This window comes from Hymenobacter sp. 5516J-16 (assembly GCF_022919335.1).
Taxonomy (GTDB): domain Bacteria; phylum Bacteroidota; class Bacteroidia; order Cytophagales; family Hymenobacteraceae; genus Hymenobacter; species Hymenobacter sublimis.
Window position 1 is genome coordinate 2,038,784 of the sequence record NZ_CP095058.1, and the last position, 16,475, is coordinate 2,055,258.

19 protein-coding genes and 1 pseudogene are annotated in these 16,475 nt (G+C 57.6%); 13 read left to right on the plus strand and 7 right to left on the minus strand.

Annotated features, from left to right (window positions below; genetic code table 11):
* Positions 1 to 165: 165 nt before the first annotated feature.
* Positions 166 to 1,248 carry a patatin-like phospholipase family protein gene (locus MUN84_RS10100; protein WP_244698006.1) on the minus strand — a complete coding sequence of 361 codons (1,083 nt, stop codon included), beginning with the start codon at positions 1,246 to 1,248 and terminating at the stop codon, positions 166 to 168.
* 145 nt (positions 1,249 to 1,393) lie between these two features.
* Here MUN84_RS10100 and MUN84_RS10105 point away from each other — a divergent pair, with 145 nt between their 5' ends.
* Complete coding sequence (locus tag MUN84_RS10105; RefSeq protein ID WP_244698008.1) at positions 1,394 to 2,389, plus strand: NAD-dependent epimerase/dehydratase family protein; 996 nt, start codon at positions 1,394 to 1,396, stop codon at positions 2,387 to 2,389.
* Positions 2,390 to 2,733: 344 nt separating this feature from the next.
* The gene (locus MUN84_RS10110; RefSeq protein ID WP_244698010.1) at positions 2,734 to 3,462 is read left to right on the plus strand and encodes a DUF3891 family protein; all 729 of its coding nucleotides are present in this window, start codon (positions 2,734 to 2,736) and stop codon (positions 3,460 to 3,462) included.
* 398 nt (positions 3,463 to 3,860) lie between these two features.
* Here MUN84_RS10110 and MUN84_RS10115 read toward each other — a convergent pair whose 3' ends face one another.
* Entirely contained in the window at positions 3,861 to 4,685 is an 825-nt protein-coding gene (locus MUN84_RS10115; RefSeq protein WP_244698012.1) for a hypothetical protein, read from the minus strand.
* Positions 4,686 to 4,824: 139 nt separating this feature from the next.
* Here MUN84_RS10115 and MUN84_RS10120 point away from each other — a divergent pair, with 139 nt between their 5' ends.
* Positions 4,825 to 5,796: a YihY/virulence factor BrkB family protein gene (locus MUN84_RS10120; RefSeq protein WP_244698013.1), complete on the plus strand. Its 972-nt coding sequence runs from the start codon at positions 4,825 to 4,827 to the stop codon at positions 5,794 to 5,796.
* A 329-nt stretch (positions 5,797 to 6,125) separates the two neighbouring features.
* On the plus strand, positions 6,126 to 7,151 hold the full coding sequence (locus MUN84_RS10125; protein WP_244698020.1) for a hypothetical protein: 1,026 nt from the start codon (positions 6,126 to 6,128) through the stop codon (positions 7,149 to 7,151).
* 158 nt (positions 7,152 to 7,309) lie between these two features.
* Here MUN84_RS10125 and rlmN read toward each other — a convergent pair whose 3' ends face one another.
* Positions 7,310 to 8,374, minus strand: a complete 1,065-nt coding sequence (gene rlmN, locus MUN84_RS10130; protein ID WP_410780097.1) for a 23S rRNA (adenine(2503)-C(2))-methyltransferase RlmN — start codon at positions 8,372 to 8,374, stop codon at positions 7,310 to 7,312.
* Positions 8,375 to 8,720: 346 nt separating this feature from the next.
* Positions 8,721 to 9,149 (minus strand): thioesterase family protein, encoded by a 429-nt coding sequence (locus MUN84_RS10135; RefSeq protein WP_244698024.1) that lies wholly within the window; start codon positions 9,147 to 9,149, stop codon positions 8,721 to 8,723.
* A 180-nt stretch (positions 9,150 to 9,329) separates the two neighbouring features.
* On the opposite strand from MUN84_RS10135, the gene MUN84_RS10140 reads away from it, so the two are divergent.
* From MUN84_RS10140 to MUN84_RS10175, 8 genes and pseudogenes are all read left to right on the plus strand, one after another.
* Entirely contained in the window at positions 9,330 to 9,893 is a 564-nt protein-coding gene (locus tag MUN84_RS10140) for an SAM-dependent methyltransferase (RefSeq protein WP_244698025.1), read from the plus strand.
* Positions 9,830 to 10,009: an MnmC family methyltransferase gene (locus MUN84_RS10145; RefSeq protein WP_244698027.1), complete on the plus strand. Its 180-nt coding sequence runs from the start codon at positions 9,830 to 9,832 to the stop codon at positions 10,007 to 10,009. Before MUN84_RS10140 ends, MUN84_RS10145 begins: the two co-directional genes overlap by 64 nt.
* A 16-nt stretch (positions 10,010 to 10,025) precedes the next feature.
* Positions 10,026 to 10,574 carry a hypothetical protein gene (locus MUN84_RS10150; protein ID WP_244698028.1) on the plus strand — a complete coding sequence of 183 codons (549 nt, stop codon included), beginning with the start codon at positions 10,026 to 10,028 and terminating at the stop codon, positions 10,572 to 10,574.
* A 46-nt stretch (positions 10,575 to 10,620) separates the two neighbouring features.
* Positions 10,621 to 11,363: pseudogene (locus MUN84_RS10155) on the plus strand (DUF2157 domain-containing protein).
* Between the two features lie 29 nt (positions 11,364 to 11,392).
* Entirely contained in the window at positions 11,393 to 11,839 is a 447-nt protein-coding gene (locus MUN84_RS10160) for a hypothetical protein (RefSeq protein ID WP_244698029.1), read from the plus strand.
* On the plus strand, positions 11,836 to 12,168 hold the full coding sequence (locus MUN84_RS10165) for a GDYXXLXY domain-containing protein (protein WP_244698031.1): 333 nt from the start codon (positions 11,836 to 11,838) through the stop codon (positions 12,166 to 12,168). The genes MUN84_RS10160 and MUN84_RS10165 overlap by 4 nt, the downstream gene beginning before the upstream one ends.
* Positions 12,117 to 12,428, plus strand: a complete 312-nt coding sequence (locus tag MUN84_RS10170) for a GDYXXLXY domain-containing protein (protein WP_244698033.1) — start codon at positions 12,117 to 12,119, stop codon at positions 12,426 to 12,428. Before MUN84_RS10165 ends, MUN84_RS10170 begins: the two co-directional genes overlap by 52 nt.
* 120 nt (positions 12,429 to 12,548) lie before the next feature.
* Positions 12,549 to 12,689 (plus strand): hypothetical protein, encoded by a 141-nt coding sequence (locus MUN84_RS10175; protein WP_244698034.1) that lies wholly within the window; start codon positions 12,549 to 12,551, stop codon positions 12,687 to 12,689.
* 94 nt (positions 12,690 to 12,783) lie between these two features.
* Here the strand turns inward: MUN84_RS10175 and MUN84_RS10180 are convergent, their stop codons facing one another.
* Positions 12,784 to 13,317 (minus strand): ExbD/TolR family protein, encoded by a 534-nt coding sequence (locus MUN84_RS10180; RefSeq protein ID WP_244698035.1) that lies wholly within the window; start codon positions 13,315 to 13,317, stop codon positions 12,784 to 12,786.
* 134 nt (positions 13,318 to 13,451) lie between these two features.
* Here MUN84_RS10180 and MUN84_RS10185 point away from each other — a divergent pair, with 134 nt between their 5' ends.
* Positions 13,452 to 13,919, plus strand: coding sequence for a hypothetical protein (locus MUN84_RS10185; protein ID WP_244698037.1), 468 nt, complete (start codon positions 13,452 to 13,454; stop codon positions 13,917 to 13,919).
* Between the two features lie 10 nt (positions 13,920 to 13,929).
* On the opposite strand, the gene MUN84_RS10190 is transcribed toward MUN84_RS10185, so the two are convergent.
* Together MUN84_RS10190 and bshC are read right to left on the minus strand one after the other, a co-directional pair.
* Complete coding sequence (locus MUN84_RS10190) at positions 13,930 to 14,505, minus strand: 5-formyltetrahydrofolate cyclo-ligase (RefSeq protein WP_244698039.1); 576 nt, start codon at positions 14,503 to 14,505, stop codon at positions 13,930 to 13,932.
* Between the two features lie 86 nt (positions 14,506 to 14,591).
* Positions 14,592 to 16,184: a bacillithiol biosynthesis cysteine-adding enzyme BshC gene (bshC, locus tag MUN84_RS10195; RefSeq protein ID WP_244698040.1), complete on the minus strand. Its 1,593-nt coding sequence runs from the start codon at positions 16,182 to 16,184 to the stop codon at positions 14,592 to 14,594.
* Between the last annotated feature and the right edge of the window lie 291 nt (positions 16,185 to 16,475).

A 16,475-nucleotide genomic window follows, 5' to 3' on the forward strand; every position in this document is an offset into this window, starting at 1 on the left:
TGTGGTCAGCCACTAGCTCGGACATCCGTAGGATGGCGGCGGTTATAGTCCCGGCTCTCAAGTCGCCGTGTGTTTATTCGTAAAATCTTCTGTCTGTCAAACACATGCAAACAACACAATTTTTGAAAACGAGTTATTCCGTGCTAGGCTATTCTTCTATGCCGCCTACTGCTGCCGCCCGAAAAACGCTTGCACGCCTACCTTTCCGCTTTCCATCAGTTGCTGCTTCTGCGCTTCGGAAATCCGCTTGATTTTTGGGTTGAAGCCCAATGTGTTGATGCTGATGGTGCGGGGCCAATCTTCGGGCTGAGTGGGGTTGAGGTTCTCCAGGGCCAGCGTGTACAGGGCGCCTACGTAGGACCCAAAGTCCTGGATGAGATAGGGCGCCAGCTGCTGCCGGCCACCGGGCTGGGTATCATAGGCAATCTGCTCGGCCCGGTCGAGGCGCAAACCTAGGGTTTCGGGGTTCACGAACGGAGCAGGGGTAGCACCCGCAGTGGCCCTAGCCGCGCCGGCCGCCCAGTAGCGCGGGTGGTCGAACAGATCAATGGGATAATTTGCCAATAGGCCCCCATCTACTAACACCTCCACTTCCTGGCCTTTGGCGGGACGGCGCACCACGCGGCCTTGTGTATCGAGCAGTACGGCCCGGAAGTAGAGCGGAATGCTCGTGCTGATGCGCACGGCATCGGCCACGCGCAGGTTGGGGTGGGTTTCGTAACTAAACACCTGCACGCGCTGGGTAGTGAGGTTGGTGCCAGTGGTGTACAGGTCACGGTAGCGGGCGGGTGCTTGCTGAACCAGAGCGTGCAGCTGGCCCAGGGTGAGGTCAGGGAGCTGGGTTTTGCGGCCGATTAGCTCGCTCATGTAGCGGGCAAACTCGTCGCCGCGGTACCAGCCGAACTGCCTGACGAGGCGGGTGCTGCCCCCAAAGAACAGCAGTCGCCCATCATTGAGGCGCTGCACCGGTGTGCTGTTCACAACCTCCCTGATTTCCTGGGCCGAGTAGCCCACTGCCAGCAGGGCCGCCTGAATGGCGCCGGCCGAAGTGCCGCCTACCCGTTGCAGCCCCGCCAGTACCCCGCGCCTCTCCAGTTCCAGCAGGGCTCCGCCGTAGGCAATGCCCCGGATGCCGCCGCCTTCCATCACCAGGTTGCGGTACACCACCGGGGTAGGCGCCTGGGCCAGGGCAGCAGACGAGAACAGAACCAGGCGGAGCAGAACGGACAGGAGCAGGTAGCGGCGCATAAACAGCAGAGTAGTTAGGCAGAGGATACTGAAAGGAGCCGACGGGTTGTCTTGGCTACTTTCCTTGCCGCGCCATCACCTGAGAACCGTTCAGCCCGGTTATCTTTGAGCCCCCATCCACCTCCTACCCTTCAACCACCCCCGAATGAACGCATTCAGCACTTCGGCCGCTACTCCCGGCGGCGACACCATCCTCGTTATCGGCGCCGGCGGACAGCTGGGCCTGGAGCTTACCCATGAGCTGCGCCAGATGTACGGCGCCTCCAACGTAGTAGCCGCCGACGTGCGCGCCCCCAAGGACGCGGAAACCGCTGAGGCTGGTCCGTTTGAGCTGCTGGATGTGCTGGACAAGAACCGCCTGGAAGAAGTGGTGCGGCAGTACAAGCCCAAACAAGTGTACCATTTGGCGGCCCTGCTGTCGGCCACGGCCGAGAAGAACCCCAAGTTTGGCTGGCAGCTGAACATGGATGGCCTGTTTCATGTGTTGGACGCGGCCGTGGACCTGGGCGTAAAGCAGGTGTACTGGCCCTCGTCCATTGCCGTCTTCGGGCCCGATACGCCCCGCCAAAACACGCCCCAACTGACGGTAATGAACCCCAACACGGTGTACGGCATCAGCAAGCTGGCCGGGGAGCAGTGGTGCGAGTGGTACTTCCGCAAGCACGGCTTGGATGTGCGCAGCCTGCGCTACCCCGGCCTCATTGGCTACAAAAGCTTGCCCGGCGGCGGCACTACCGACTACGCCGTGGACATCTACCACAAGGCCGTGGCAGGCCAGCAGTACGAGTGCTTCCTTTCGGAGGAAACCTACCTGCCCATGATGTACATGCCCGACGCGCTGAAGGCTACCCTGGACCTAATGCACGCCCCGGCCGACAGCATCAAGGTGCGCAGCTCTTATAATTTGGGCGCCATGAGCTTCTGCCCCCGGGAAATTACGGCCAGCATTCAGCGCCACTACCCCGAGTTCCAGGTCAGCTACCAGCCCGATGCCCGCCAGCAGATTGCCGATTCCTGGCCCGCCAGCATCGACGACACCCAGGCCCGCCAGGACTGGGGCTGGCAGCCGCAGTTTGACCTGCACAAGATGACCGACGACATGCTGCTTCACCTGCGGCAGCCGGTAACAGCAGGCGTGTAAAGCCGGATTCCCGGCTTCTGCAGGGGCTGATGTTGACGCGGGTCGTTATGCGGCTCGCGTTTCCAGAGCGGCCACCAACCTAGTGTACCGCGAAGTTCTACTTCGCGACTTGATAGGACGACCCGACCAAGGGCATCGTTCTGATGGGTCGTGAAGTAGAATTTCGCGGTACATTAAGTTGGTGGCCTTAAGCAGACGGTAGCGGCACGTAAGCTGAAAGCCTGACGAGTAGTGTAGCACAGAGTTATCAGCCTCCCCCTCTATAAGAAAAAAATCGGGAGGAATAAGGTCCAACCTCTGCGCACCCTCTGCGTTTGCACCGGAACGCAACTACCTCCGCGCTTATGATTGTAAACCACGTACCGGCCGGCTGGCAGATTATCTATCAGCAAGCTCACGCCCTGCTGGCGGCCCAATTGCTACACCAGTGGCCCGCCTTTCTACCCTCCGACCAGTGGGTAGGCCTGCTGGCCGCCGCGGCCCAGCACGATGATGAGCAGCAGGACTGGAGCGGCCACTATGGTATCACGCCTGCCGGGGCTCCCGCTAATTTCACCATGAAGGAGTTTTCGCTGGAGCAGGCCACCGGCGTGATGAAGGCTGCCCGCTTCCAGGGGCGCTGGCGTAGTTTGCTTACTAGCATGCACCTGAGCACTTTATACGAAAGCCTGCGCGGGCAAAAAAAGCAAATTGATACTTTTCTCGACGAGCAGCGAGCCAACCAGAAACGCTGGCTGCGAGAGTTGCACGTCAAGAAATCTGAGGCCGAGCAAGCCTATACCCTGCTGCATTGGTGCGACCGATTAAGCCTGATTCTGTGCCGGCATGAAATTCCGGAAATGGGCCGCGCCGTCGAAATCCACACCGGCCCGGATGGCAAGCACTACGAGCTGCTTCAACCCGAGCCGGGTGGTCCCGTTCGGGTGCACCCTTGGCCATTTCAGACCAAACAACTCACTGTAAGCGTTGAGGCCCTGGTGCTGCACCAACTACAGTTCAAAGACGACGCCGAACTAGCTGCCGCCTTACACGAAGCTCCCATCGAAACCTTGCGCTGGGAGCTAATGCAATAACCCCTTTGCAGGACGTATGCGCGCAATAAAGCCTTACGAGTCCACATACGTGACCATTTACAGAACCAAAGGCAAAGCATCTGGCGTGCTGCTATTGCAGTAGCAACCAGTCGTCAGCACACCAGCTGGTTTGGCTCTGCACAACCGTTCACTACTGCTTCACCCTATCCATACGTTTCGGCATCGTAGCGCGAGCAGCCGGTTTCTACCCGTTTACTACCTCATCCTATCCGTACCTATTATCCTGAGTTCAAGCACAGGATCTTATCCTGCTAGAAGACGCTTTACTCTGCGACTTGCTCAGGCGTGATAAAGTCATTCGCTCAGAATAATGCAGAAAATGAGGAGGGTAATACCAGGTCTAAGGGCGCCTTTCGGCGAAAACGGCCGCCTAAACCCTATAGTTTGGTTACCGGTTTGGGGTCTTGCATAAGGCCGGTGGGCACCTCGTTGCGGGCCGAAAGGTGGGCCAAGCCGCGGCCGTCTTTGCCATCAGAGCGGTCGGTGGCAAGCAGGATGCTGCCGTAGCGCTGGTAACCGGTCCAGCGGCGGCGGAAGGCGGGCTGGGCATCGGTGGCCTTGGGGAAGTAGGCCCACTCTTCCACCAAATTGGTTTTGGGGTTGACGAGCACTTCGTACTTATTATCGGGCGTAACGCCCACATTTTTGAATGTCATGTTCAGCACCTCGGCGGGCGTACCGTCCATAAGCTGGCCCGCGCCTTTGTAGGTCAGCGTTACGCCGGAATCCTTGAGCTTGAAAGGCATCAGCAGCCACCAAGAGTTGTTCACCCAAATGGGGTACATCCGGCCTAGTAGCTTCGTGCCGTCGGGGGTAGCGGAAATGTCGCGGCCCGAGCGGTACACGCGCCCCTGCTTGGAGGTGAGATTGTAGAGGGCCACAGTGCTGTCCTTCTGCCAGCGGAAGTCACCGGTGTGCTTGTCCCAGAGTTGGTAGGAGCCATCCAGAAAATCCCAGCCTAACAGGCGGGTTTGCTGCCAGGCCGAGTAGCCTCCCATTTGCGCCATTACTTTATCAGCCAGCGCCATAGCCTTGGCATCGGAGCCCGCCTGATCAAATCCCTCGGCCGCCGGGTAAGCGCCTTTGGTGGCTTTAAGCACGGGCATGGGTGAGGTAGCCGTGGCCGGGTTTCCGGCCGGGCTGCTTTGGCAGGCGGCTGTTGCGGCCAAGGAAGCCAGCAAAGCGAAACGAAGAATACGCATAGCAGAATGAAAATCAGCGGACAACAACGCCGGATGGCTCAGCTTCCTACGCAAATCAACGGTATTTGGCTAACACCACCGAACGCCGGGTCTGTCCTACCCGTACTACCTGCACCGACTTTCCCCGAAACCTTGCCTCATGGCCACGCACTACCGCTTTTCCGACATTATTGGTATCCTAAAGACTACCGCGAGCGAGTTTATGGTGAACAACTCCCTGCGTCACGCAGCGGCCCTGTCGTATTACACCATTTTCTCCCTGCCTCCGCTGCTGCTCATCGTCATTACGGTAGCCAGCTCCGTGTATGGTCATGATGCCGTAACGGGCCAGGTGTACGGGCAAATGAAGGGCTTGGTCGGGGCTGATTCCGCCAAGTTTCTGCAGGACAGCATTGCCGAGTTTACCAAGCAGCAAAAAGGTGGTATTGCTACTGCCATCGGAATTGGCACCCTGGTTTTTGCCGCTACTACCTTCTTCGTGACCTTGCAGGAAAGCATCAACGACATCTGGAATTTGCGGGTCAACACCGTAGGTATTGGCATTGGGCAGTTCATCAAGCAGCGCTTTCTTTCGTTTGGGCTTATTCTGAGCGTGGCCCTATTGCTGCTCGTTTCTTTTGTGATTAGTGCCGTACTCAGCGCCTTTACCGGCAAGCTGCAGCAGTGGTTTCCCGAAATTGGGGTGGTGGTTATCCGGTTAGTTGACTTCGCCTTGTCGCTGGGCGTCACAACCCTGCTGTTCGCCCTGATCTACCGCTTTCTGCCCGATGCCGTTATCCGGTGGCGCGACGTAGGCGTGGGAGCTTTCATTACGGCCCTGCTGTTCGTACTAGGCAAGTTTCTGATTGCCTTCTACATTGCTAAGGCGAATCCGGGCTCCGCTTTTGGGGCCGCCGGCTCGGCCATTGTTTTACTGGTGTGGGTGAACTATTCCTCGCTCATTATCTTTTTCGGGGCCGAGTTTACCCAGGAGTTTGCCGATGCCTTTGGCCAGAAAGTGCAGCCTAAGGCCCACGCCGTCCGCATTGAGACCCGCGAGGTGCCGGCGGGCGAAACAAAGGAAGAAATCAGCACCGGCCGCCCCCGCTCCGAGGGCCGCTGGAAGAACTAGAAAGTCTGATCTGCCTGTGCTAGTAACCCCCGAAGAATCCGCAGAGTTGTGGGTTTTTCGGGGTTATTGGTTTTTAGCAGTCGCTCGATGGCCCTGAGAGGTCTATCAACTTCAACTATTTATAGAGGATAATGAATGAATATATAGGTAAAACAGTAGGTTTGATTCTCCTATTTTCTACACCCTACTTATATGTCTGGCGCACTAAAATTATTGGGAGCAGCCTGGTTGCTATTGTTCAGCTCGGCGGCTTACGCCCAGCAGCCAACCAGCCGTATTGTGGTCATCAGCCCCTGGTTGGAGAAACCATTGACCGCAAAGAAAAAGCAATGTATGGCTTGTTTCCGTACTACTCGGCTGACAGCTTTGTGGAGGCTCACTTCGAGGAAAACCTAGCCCCTGACAGCACCATTAGCTTGCTTACGCGACTGCGCGACGGCCGCACTCTCATTAGATATTTCTCGCGCGCTGAGGTAGCTGCGGTACAGCAAAGTATAGAAAGCCGGGAGCAGGAGTTGATCCGTACTCCTAGCGGGTCGGTTAATGCTACCAACACAGGGAGTGCTGGCCCTAGCGAGGTGGTAGGAAAAAGCTACTCCGTAGAATTAAGGTCTGGTACCAGCTTTATTGGTGTGCTGGTAGCTAGCCGGCCCACGGAGTTGGAGTTTACTACCGCGGAGCTAGGCAAAGTGGTAGTTCAACGAAATAATATCCGCCAGATAGTGGAGCTATCGGCCACTCAAGTCCAACGTGGTTACGAGTCGGTAGGCAATGGTACCCGACTATTTTTCGCTCCCACGGCCCGCAATCTGCGTCGGGGCGAGGGCTACGTGCAAAACATTGATATTTTCTTGCTAGGGGCGAACTATGGCGTCACTGACCACTTCTCCGTCGGTCTGTTGGTGCCCATCATTCCCGGCTTTGGCGCGGGCCTGTTAGCAATAACCCCAAAGGTTAGCATACCCGTGAGCGAGAAATTTCACTTGGGCGCGGGAGTGCTTTATGCTCGTGCTTTTGGATTATTTAGCAGTGGCGGCGGCGGCGCTGGGGTGGGATACGGAGTGGCTACAGTAGGCTCCGCTGACAACAATGCCACTTTGGGCCTAGGATACGGCTTCGCCGATGCAGATGAAGGCGCGCCAGTAGTGATGCTGGGCGGCACTACCCGCATTTCCCGCCGTTTCTCGCTGCTAAACGAAACGTATATTTTTGGAGAAGACTTCGTGGGTTTAATAGGCGCCCGGGTAGCGGCCTCGCGCGTGAGTGGTAGCTTGGGTTTTTTGTACGGAGTAAACGGGGGTAGAATTTATCCGGCCTATGCAGAAGTAGCCTACCGATTCGGACGAGTGAAGTAGGAAAAAGCGCTACTGAAGCCGAGGGGTTTCTTGCACTTCTCGGCTAATATGAAACGCACTACAACTGTAAACAGGTAGGCGATTTGCTACCAATAGAAAGCGCCGCAACGAGCAGTTGCGGCGCTTTCTATTGGTAGCAAATCGGTAGGCAGGTTGCTCTATGCCTCTGCTTTTTCTTTCACGGCCAGCTGTCCGCAGGCGGCATCAATGTCCTTACCGCGGGAGCGGCGCACGTTGGTTTGCACGCCCCGATCGGCCAGGTACTTGTGGAAGGCCATCAGCTTATCGTCGGCGGTGTTAACGTAGTCGGCGTTTTCGATGGGGTTGTACTCGATGAGGTTCACCTTGCAGGGAATCCACTTTGAAATCTGGAACAGCTCCTCGGCGTCCTGCAGCGTGTCGTTGAAGCTCTCAAACACAATGTACTCGTAGGTCACCTTGCGGCCCGTTACCTGGTGGTAGTGTTTGAGCGCATCCTTCAGCGAGGCCAGGGAGTTGGCTTCGTTAATGGGCATGATTTCGTTGCGCTTGGCATCGTTTGGGGCGTGTAGGGAGAGGGCCAGGTTAGCCTTCACGCCGTCGTCGGCCAGCTTTTTTATCATCTTGGCAATACCAGCGGTGCTGACGGTGATGCGGCGCGGGGCCATGTTCAGGCCGTCAGGGGCCGTGATGCGCTCAATGCTTTTCACCACGTTGGCGTAGTTCAATAGCGGCTCGCCCATGCCCATGTACACGATGTTGGTGAGCGGCGTACCGTACTGAGCCTCACACTGTTCCCGAATGCGTACTACCTGATCGTAGATTTCGGCCGCATCAAGGTTGCGCTTGCGCTCCATGTAGCCGGTAGCGCAGAACTTACACGTTAGGGAGCAGCCCACCTGCGAGCTGATGCAGGCGGTCATGCGCGTGTCGTGCGGGATGAGCACGCCCTCCACAATGTTGCCATCGTGCAGGCGGAAAGCCGATTTGATGGTGCCGTCGTTGGAAAGCTGGGAGTTTTGCACCTGCACGCCGTTGATGACAAAGTGCCGGGCCAACAGTTCGCGCGTGGCCAAGGAAATGTTGTTCATTTCCTCGAACGAGCCAGCCGTATTCTTCCACAGCCACTCCAGCACCTGCTTGGCCCGGAACGGTTTTTCACCGTGCTCCACCATAAAGGTCTTGAGCTCGTCGGGGGTGAGTTTGCGAATATCGCGCTTCGAAACTACGGGCAGGTCAATCATCATAACGGCAAAGATACAAGGCAGAAAGCCGAAGGTGTACGCCTTCTCTTCCAGAACACTGCTTAACCCGCTGAACATGAAAAAAGTGCCGGCTACTCAAGTGGTGAAGCGGTGAAATGGTGAGCTGATGCACTGTCATGGCGAGGAGGCACGACGAAGCCATCCGTCCTCTCTTTGTGACCAGCCTAATAACCTGGCAAGCCCTTGGCGCTAACACAGTCGTCAAGGGCTTGTCGCATTTCAGGGAGTAGTAGGTTGAGCGGGTAGGAGGGCATCAACACTAGCTTGATGCCCTCCTACCCGCCAGGGCACTTCACTTAATCACTCAATGCACCAACTTACTACATTACTCACCGCGCAGCCGGGCGGCGTATTCTTCGCTGAGGGGCAGCAGCTGGCGGGTGTTGTAGTTGAAGCCGAGCATGCCGGTTTTAGCCCGGGCAATTTCGCGGCCGGTTTGATTTTTTACCCAGTACACGAGGTCGAAGCCGTACTTATTGAGGTCGGTGGCGGCCATCTGAATGTGAAGAATGTCGCCCTGAAATCCTTCGCCCTTGTACTCAATGGCCACATCGGCCATGATGTGACCCAGGCCCGTAGTGGGGTCGTACTCTGCGTGACCTAAGTGGCGCAGAAACTGCACCCGGGCCTCGTGCAGGATGCTCAGCAGGGCATCGTTGCCGAGGTGAGCCCCGTAGTTGAGGTCGGTGATACGGATGGGAATTTCGATGGTGAGCAAGTAGGAATCGGGAAGCTGGACTTTTACGCGGGCCATAATGGGGAAAGAAAAACAGGATGAAGGTGCGGCGGCCTACCTAAGGGGAGACTGTTACTGCCAGTTACAGCGCCGCGGCAGTACTACCGCCACAATAACAAACGCAGTATATTAGCCAAACGCCGCCTTACTTTTTGGGAGCGTTCCTGCCTTTCTGCCCTCTCTTTCGTTTCCATGTCTATGCCCTACGTTGAAGTTCGCGCTACCGCCGATGGCTCCAGCACCCTGTACGTGCCCGCGCTTAATGAGCACTACCACAGCACGCACGGGGCCCTGCAAGAGGCTCGACACGTGTACCTAGCGGCGGGTCTGGAGCCGGCTTTGGCCGCCAGTACCACGCTGGTATGGGTGCTGGAAATCGGGTTTGGCACCGGCCTGAACGCCCTGCTTACCCTGGAGCGCAGCCTCAGCACCGACTGCACTATCTTCTACGATACTATTGAGAAGTTTCCGCTGCCGTGGGAGGTAGTAAGCCAACTGAACACGGAAAACTACCTTTCCGGCCCCGAGCTGCTCGACTACCAGCACCAGTTGCACGCCGCCACCTGGAACCGGCCCATCGATCTGACGCCCAATTTCAAGCTGCTCAAGCGTTCTGGGGAACTTCAAGCCACGGCACTACCCCAGGATACCTATCAGGTGATTTACTTTGATGCCTTCGCCCCGAAAAGCAGCCAGACATGTGGACCGACGAGGTGTTTGCGCAACTCTACCAGGCCACCGCGCCCGGCGGCGTGCTGGTGAGCTACTGCGCCAAAGGCTCCTTTAAGCGCAGCCTCAAGGCAGCCGGCTGGTTGGTCGAAAAAATTCCCGGCCCGCCCGGCAAGCGCGAAATGACCCGGGCCTGGAAAGTGAGGTAACCTATCTGTAGATGTTATGAAGCTTAATCGTCGTTTGAACCAACTCACCGAAGCCGATTACCGGCACCTGTTGATTAACTATCGGCGCTACACTGATTTCAACTCGCTGGGTCTGTTTCGCAGTTTGCTTAAGAATGAGAAGCTGAATCTGGAGCAGCAAATTTGCCTGCGCGATGCGGCCACGGAAGTTTTTCCGAGGTTCTATGAGTTTCTGCAGCTGAAAGACCCAGCCACATTTTTTCGTCTTAGCACCCTGGGGCAAGAGCTAAACATAGCCGATGAGCGGGCCGCGTGGAAGGAAATCGGCCGAACGCAACAGCGCATACTAACGGAGAAGCGTATCCGGCACCGCAATTTTGGCATGTACTCCAAGCATAACTGCGGTTACGACACTTGCCCTCTCAATGGTATCATGATTCGACAAGGAACGCGCATTGCGGAAGGTGTTATGAAATTCAACACGGACAGGCGGATTTGCTACGGTGGCCACTTCGACCACCGAGCGGAGCAGCGCCGCCGGGAGCGAAAAGCCTGGGCCAACCAGCGGAACTACCTGGAGGAATAACAAGGTGCCGGTTTACTTCCTGCATCCTGCGTAAGTTGCCTCTACTATGAGTCGCAAACTGTTAGAAACCGACGGGCAGGAATGGGTGCAAAAGGGTATTATCACGGAGACGCAGCGGGAGCAGCTGCTCGCCCTTTACCCCATTGACACGGCTGCTATTGGCCTGCTACCCCTACTGGGCAGCCTACTAGTTGGCCTGAGTGCCCTGAGCGTAGTAGCGGCCAACTGGCAAGGCTTGCCGGAGCTGGTACGGCTGGGGCTGCTGCTCGGGGCTTTGTGCGGGGCCTACGCCGGGGGCGAGTATTTCCGGCGGCGCGGCAACGACAACCTGGGCATGGGCCTGTTGGCCTTGGGCTAATTCTCTTCGGGGCCAGCATTGTGCTGACCAGCCAGCTTTACCAACTGATCGGCTACGACCTCACGGGCTTGCTAGCCTGGGCCGTGGCGGGCATGGGCCTAACGTGGCTGTACCGCAGCCGCCTGCTGTTCCTGATGACGGCCATTATCAGCGGCATTGTGCAGGGCTACAACACGGGGCAGCTCGGGGCCTTCAGCTACCTCACGGCCGCGGGCACGGCGTTGGGCCTGGGCTACTACTGGTGGCGCCGCCCCGATGCCCTGCTAGGCGGAGTGCTGGCCACGGGCTTGCTCTGGCAGGCCGCTCTGCTCATCAGTCATTTGCACGTAAAAATCACCTGGTTTTTTATTCCCGCCATGCTGGTGTATGCCTTTGGCGACTGGCAGCCCGACCGGCCAGCGGGGCGGGCCTTGCAGGGCCCCCGCTGGTAGCGGCTTTCCTGTTCACCCTGGGGCTGGCCTTGTTTGGCGAATCGGATTTTTACGCCGGACAGCTGCGGGCACCGCAGCTGCCTTACGTGGCGGCTTTGGGCAGCGTGCTGGCGCTTTCGGTGCTGGGCAAGCGGCGGCGGGGCCGCCTGGGCAGCCTCACCGACTGGTTACTGCTACTACCGGGGTTTTACTTTACCGGCGGGCTGGCCCTAGCCGTGGCCACGCTAGTGGTGCTTTATGCCTATTCCGGGGCGGTACTGCTGCGGGCCCACCAGGAGCAAAATCAGGACCGCGTGACTCTAGGTACTGTTCTGTTTATCCTGACCACGGCCGTGGCGTACTTTAAGCTGACCTGGGGCTTTATTGACAAGTCGGTGTTTTTCCTGCTGGGGGGACTACTGCTACTGGGGCTGAGCTGGTGGCTGCGGCGCCGCGCGGCCCGCACTTTTTCCTCATCAAGCCCTACCAAGCCATGAGCCACCCTACTCCTACTGCGGCGCACTCTGTCGCCCCTTCTCCCCAAGGAAGCACAACGCCCCTACTGGAACTGTCGGAGGGTAGCCGGCGGCGCGGAATGCGGTGGCTGGTGCTGGCTCAGGTGGTGTTCGTGTTAGGGGTAGCTGCTGCTGGCTACGCTACTGCCGCTCTGGGGCGCACCGTGGTGCTGCGCACCCGCCCCGTAGACCCACGCGACCTGCTGTACGGCGACTACGTAAACCTGCGCTACCACGTGAGCGAGCTGCCCGGCAGCCTGTGGCGGGGCTCAGCCATGCCCGCCGCCACGATGCAGCCTACGTACTGCTAGAGCCCCAACCTGATGGCACCTACGAAGCCACTGGCCTTTTTCCCGAGAAGCCCGCCACGGTGGGGCGCCAAGCCGTGCTGCGGGGCTCCGTGCAGGATGTATGGCGGCGCGGCATTCAGTTGCGCTACGGCCTAGAGCGATATTACGTGCCCGAGGATATGGGCCGGAAACTAGAGCAGCGCCAGAGCCTGCGGGTGCAAGTCAGCATAGCTCCCTGGGGGCAAGCCCGCATCACCAAGGTTGAAACGAGCCCGGAATAGTACCCTCCACTATTCATATATTACCTTGCTTTATTATATTGCTGACCTAAAGTCGCGCTATCATTCTGCCTACCCTACTACCCTATTGCATGTTGCTGTATCCATTCCATTTTCTACCGCATGAAAGTCAACCTATCCAACTTGTCCGTGGTGCTGGCCGCTCAGCGCCAGGCTACTCAGCCTAAGGCTACCCGTAAAAAAACTACGACCTCTGCCGAGCCTACGCTCCATTCCGTAGCCCCAACTACCCTTAAAAAGTAAAGCAACATCGCCCGGACCTATATGTAGGTTCGGGCGATGTTGCTTTAAGGCTATGCTAGACAATCAGTTCAAAAGGCGCTCAATAGGCGCTGGCCTACAGATTACTGCTGCGGAGCAAATCCTCATCGGCCCGCTCCATTTCTACCAGGGCATATTTTTTCTGGTCTGTGATGTTCATTTCATCTAGGGCATCTATCAGGTCATGATATTTGGCACCCTCGCTGGTTTTAATCAGAACTACTGGAGCAGGCTGCTGGCGTTGGCGTTTTAGAAGTACTTGGCGCAGGCCAGCATCACTAAAATTGGTGGTGTACAGAGTAGGGCGCGGCTCGTTGGGGGTACCTGCTGGCGTGTTCAGTCCGAAAAAGTAATGCACTTGGCTGTTCTTGCCCAAAATCAAGGTCAATGCCTTTTTCGCTGGCACTGCGGAATCAGGCTCATCAACATCCGGCTTTACGGGCATGGCCAAGTCCATTACCGTCGGCTTGTTAAAGGTAGTCGTCAGCATGAAGAAGGTAAGCAGCAGAAAAGCCAAGTCGACCATGGGTGTCATGTCGAGACGAAAGGCAATTTTCTTCGCGCGGGGTTTGCCGCCACGGGTTACGGGTGATGCTTGAATCTCGGCCATAACAGAGTAGTGATTGAAGTGGATAAGGTTGTATTCAGTTAACGCTATACTGCTGCACGTTATTGTCAGCTCCACAGGCAGGCTGCTTTTCACACGTCCCCATTGCGCTTCTTACTTCGCTACCTTGCTGTATAGTGGCAAACCTGGCGGCACTTCAGATGACCCGTTTCTTGTACTCTTTCGCCACGGCGTTAGCCGTTTGGCTGGTGCTGTGGCTGACGCTTATTGGTCCACGTTTGCTTTGGCAGCCTACCCTCGATGTACAGATGCATAACACCTACTTTGTTGTGGGCAGTTATGCTAGTCAACTGTGCTCCTTTCTGCTCCTGCTGCTTTTCACATTGCTCCTCCGTTTCATCCGGCGGCAGGTAGCTAAAAGCGCAACGGTGGCTTTAGCTTGTAGCGTTGGTAGCGCTCTGCTGCTCTTCAGGTGGGCAATGCTCAGTTATTTCCATCCTGCTTCTTGGCTGCTGCAAACCGCCCAGGCAACTACTCCTGCGGTGAGCCGCTTAGTGAAGGCGGGGTGGGTAGTGCAAGCATTTTTGCTTGGAGTCGTAATCTGGTCGGGCATAACCTTTTGGCGCCTTTACCGCTCTCGGTAGTTACTTTCACCTACGTAAACCGCCACACCCGCTCCGGCGTGAGGCAGGCGTGCAGGCGTGTATCACCTTCCCAAACATCCAGAATCCGGGGCACGGGCGGCTCCAAGCCAACCCCAATCCGTAGCGCGTCGGGGCGGCATTCCAGCAGAAATCGGTCGTAGAAGCCTTTGCCGTAGCCCACGCGGTGGCCGGTTTCGTCGAAGGCCAGCAGGGCAATCAGTATGGCATCGAGTTGGGTGGGCTGCACTTCTTCGGCCCCAACCGGCTCCGAGATTCCCCAGCGGTTAGTGCGCAGCTGCGTCTCGGGCGTAAGATGATAATGGCGCAGCGTTTGACCGTCGGGCTGGACTACCGGCACGGCTATCCGTACTGTCGGCAGCTCAGCCCACAGCTGCCGAAGTAACGGCCACGTATCGGGCTCCTGCTGCCGAGGAATGGGTAGGAATACATGCAGCCACTGCCAGGCTTGCAGGGGAAATGCTTGATGTAACTGCTGCCACAGCGCTTCGCTGCGGCGGGCCAACTCCTGCGGGGGTAACTCGCGGCGGCGTGCTAGGGCCTCGCGGCGGAGGTCGGCTTTCAGCATGGCTCACTTGCTTTTTTAGAGGGAACGGCCCGCCTCATGTTGAAGCGGGCCGTTGGAAATACTCTCTGTTTCGGACCAGTTCAACCCTACTCCTCTTCCAACACCGTAAACTCCAGAGCCAGCGGGTCGAAAGCTTCCACCAGCTGCTGAATAAACTGCGGGTTGTTAATCAGGATGCTCAGCACGTTGTCGGTGCGCTCCTGCAGGTGGCCGCCGGGCATGAGCTTGTCTTTGAGGGCCGTGAGCTGATTGTAGGCCGTTTCGTGCTTGGCTTCGGCGGCTTTGCTCAAGCGCTTCTCCAGCCCCGCTACGATGCCCGTTACCTTTTGCTGCTCGGCGGCTACCGTTTTCACTAGCGTGGGGTCGAGGCGCTGGGCCAGGGCCGACACGGCTTGGAAGGCAGCGGCTAGCTGCTTTTGTTGCTCCTGCAGGCTGACTTCTTCTTGCCCCAACGTGGCACCTACTTGTTTTTTCAGCTCCGACAGCGGCCGGAAAATGTCCGTGGAGGTCAAGCCCAGCTTGCGCAATTTGCCGGCGCTAGCCTTGCCCACGTACTGGGCCGAGTTGCGGGGTAGCAGAATGGGAAAGGGCACGCCATTTTCTTCAAACACCCCTTTTAGTTGAAACCAGTACGCTACTTCGGCCCCGCCGCCAATGTAGCAGAGGTTAGGTAGCAACAGTTCCTGGTAGAGTGGGCGCAGTACTACATTGGGGCTGAACTGCTCCGGGTGCTGCCGCACCAGCTCCAACAGCTCGGCCTGGCTGTGGCAACGCTCTGTATTGCGTACCGTAATCTGGGCGCAGTCCTGGGCAGCATCGTACTCCAGCCGCTCCCGCTTGCCGGTGTCGGTGAGGAAGAACAGGTTAAGCGGGCGCGAGTACACCTGGGGCTTGTAGCCGGCCGCTTCCAGCCGGGCGTTGGCCTGCTGTACGGCGCGGTGAGAAGCCTGCGCCTCAACTTCTTTTTCGAGCACGGGTACCAACGCTTGCTTCAGGGCTGGCGTATCGGCATCCAGGCTTACCAGACCCAGCTCGCCGAATAGGTCGTGGGTGAGTCGGCGGGTAGCGGCGGCTAAGGTGTCGGCTTCTTCGTACGCCTGGCGAAATAGGGCCGGCACATCGGCGGGCAAATGGTCGAGCAAGGCTTCCTTCATACCGTCCAGCTTCAGCCGGCCTACCGGCCCACCGGTTTCGGCGGCGTTCCATTCGTACTTTTTGCCGAACAGATTGAAGTGGTTGATTTCGGCGAAGTCGTGGTCTTCCGTGGCCATCCAGTACAGGGGCACGAAGTCGTACTGCGGATATTTTTCCTTGAGCTGCCGACTCAATTTCACTGCCGTAACAATCTTGTACACAAAGTACAAGGGCCCAGTGAGCAGGTTGAGCTGGTGGCCGGTAGTGACGGTGAACGTCGTTTCCTGGCGGAGCAAGTCGAGGTTGGCTTGCACGGCGGGATGCACGGTAGGTAGCGTAGCGTACTGCGCCCGCAAGGCGTCTACCAGCCGTTGCCGCGCCTCGGGCGTATAGGAAGCGCGCTTTTCCTCTATCTGCGCCGCAAATTCATCGAGAGCCGGGAAGCGGTGATAAAACGGAGCCAGGGCTTCGTGCCGGGCCAGGTAATCGGTCAGCAGGGAAGAAAACGCGCCGGTATCGGCGTAACGTAGGGTCGTGACGGACATACGGAGGGAGAAATATTCGGCTATAACCGGCCAGCGCCCACAAAGTAACTGGCAATTTCCCGGACCCACAGATTTTAGCCCTGTCGTCTCCCCGCTGGCGGCACTTTTAAGCAGCCCCGAACCCTATTTACTGCAAAACCCAAAGGGCATCAACGTTTAGAATCTGGGCGCGCCCGTGCAGTAAACGAGAGAGAATACTAGCGTGCTATGCTGCTCGATGAGCTGCACCTGCACTGCTTGCAAAGCGGATACAAAAAACCCTACCCCAGCATGCTGGGGTAGGGTTTCAGG

Coding starts and splice junctions, on each gene's coding strand:
- MUN84_RS10100 (WP_244698006.1), bottom strand. CDS start 1,248: ATGCGCCGCTACCTGCTCCTGTCCGTTCTGCTCCGCCTGGTTCTGTTC.
- MUN84_RS10105 (WP_244698008.1), top strand. CDS start 1,394: ATGAACGCATTCAGCACTTCGGCCGCTACTCCCGGCGGCGACACCATC.
- MUN84_RS10110 (WP_244698010.1), top strand. CDS start 2,734: ATGATTGTAAACCACGTACCGGCCGGCTGGCAGATTATCTATCAGCAA.
- MUN84_RS10115 (WP_244698012.1), bottom strand. CDS start 4,685: ATGCGTATTCTTCGTTTCGCTTTGCTGGCTTCCTTGGCCGCAACAGCC.
- MUN84_RS10120 (WP_244698013.1), top strand. CDS start 4,825: ATGGCCACGCACTACCGCTTTTCCGACATTATTGGTATCCTAAAGACT.
- MUN84_RS10125 (WP_244698020.1), top strand. CDS start 6,126: ATGTATGGCTTGTTTCCGTACTACTCGGCTGACAGCTTTGTGGAGGCT.
- rlmN (WP_410780097.1), bottom strand. CDS start 8,374: ATGATTGACCTGCCCGTAGTTTCGAAGCGCGATATTCGCAAACTCACC.
- MUN84_RS10135 (WP_244698024.1), bottom strand. CDS start 9,149: ATGGCCCGCGTAAAAGTCCAGCTTCCCGATTCCTACTTGCTCACCATC.
- MUN84_RS10140 (WP_244698025.1), top strand. CDS start 9,330: ATGCCCTACGTTGAAGTTCGCGCTACCGCCGATGGCTCCAGCACCCTG.
- MUN84_RS10145 (WP_244698027.1), top strand. CDS start 9,830: ATGTGGACCGACGAGGTGTTTGCGCAACTCTACCAGGCCACCGCGCCC.
- MUN84_RS10150 (WP_244698028.1), top strand. CDS start 10,026: ATGAAGCTTAATCGTCGTTTGAACCAACTCACCGAAGCCGATTACCGG.
- MUN84_RS10165 (WP_244698031.1), top strand. CDS start 11,836: ATGAGCCACCCTACTCCTACTGCGGCGCACTCTGTCGCCCCTTCTCCC.
- MUN84_RS10175 (WP_244698034.1), top strand. CDS start 12,549: ATGAAAGTCAACCTATCCAACTTGTCCGTGGTGCTGGCCGCTCAGCGC.
- MUN84_RS10180 (WP_244698035.1), bottom strand. CDS start 13,317: ATGGCCGAGATTCAAGCATCACCCGTAACCCGTGGCGGCAAACCCCGC.
- MUN84_RS10190 (WP_244698039.1), bottom strand. CDS start 14,505: ATGCTGAAAGCCGACCTCCGCCGCGAGGCCCTAGCACGCCGCCGCGAG.
- bshC (WP_244698040.1), bottom strand. CDS start 16,184: ATGTCCGTCACGACCCTACGTTACGCCGATACCGGCGCGTTTTCTTCC.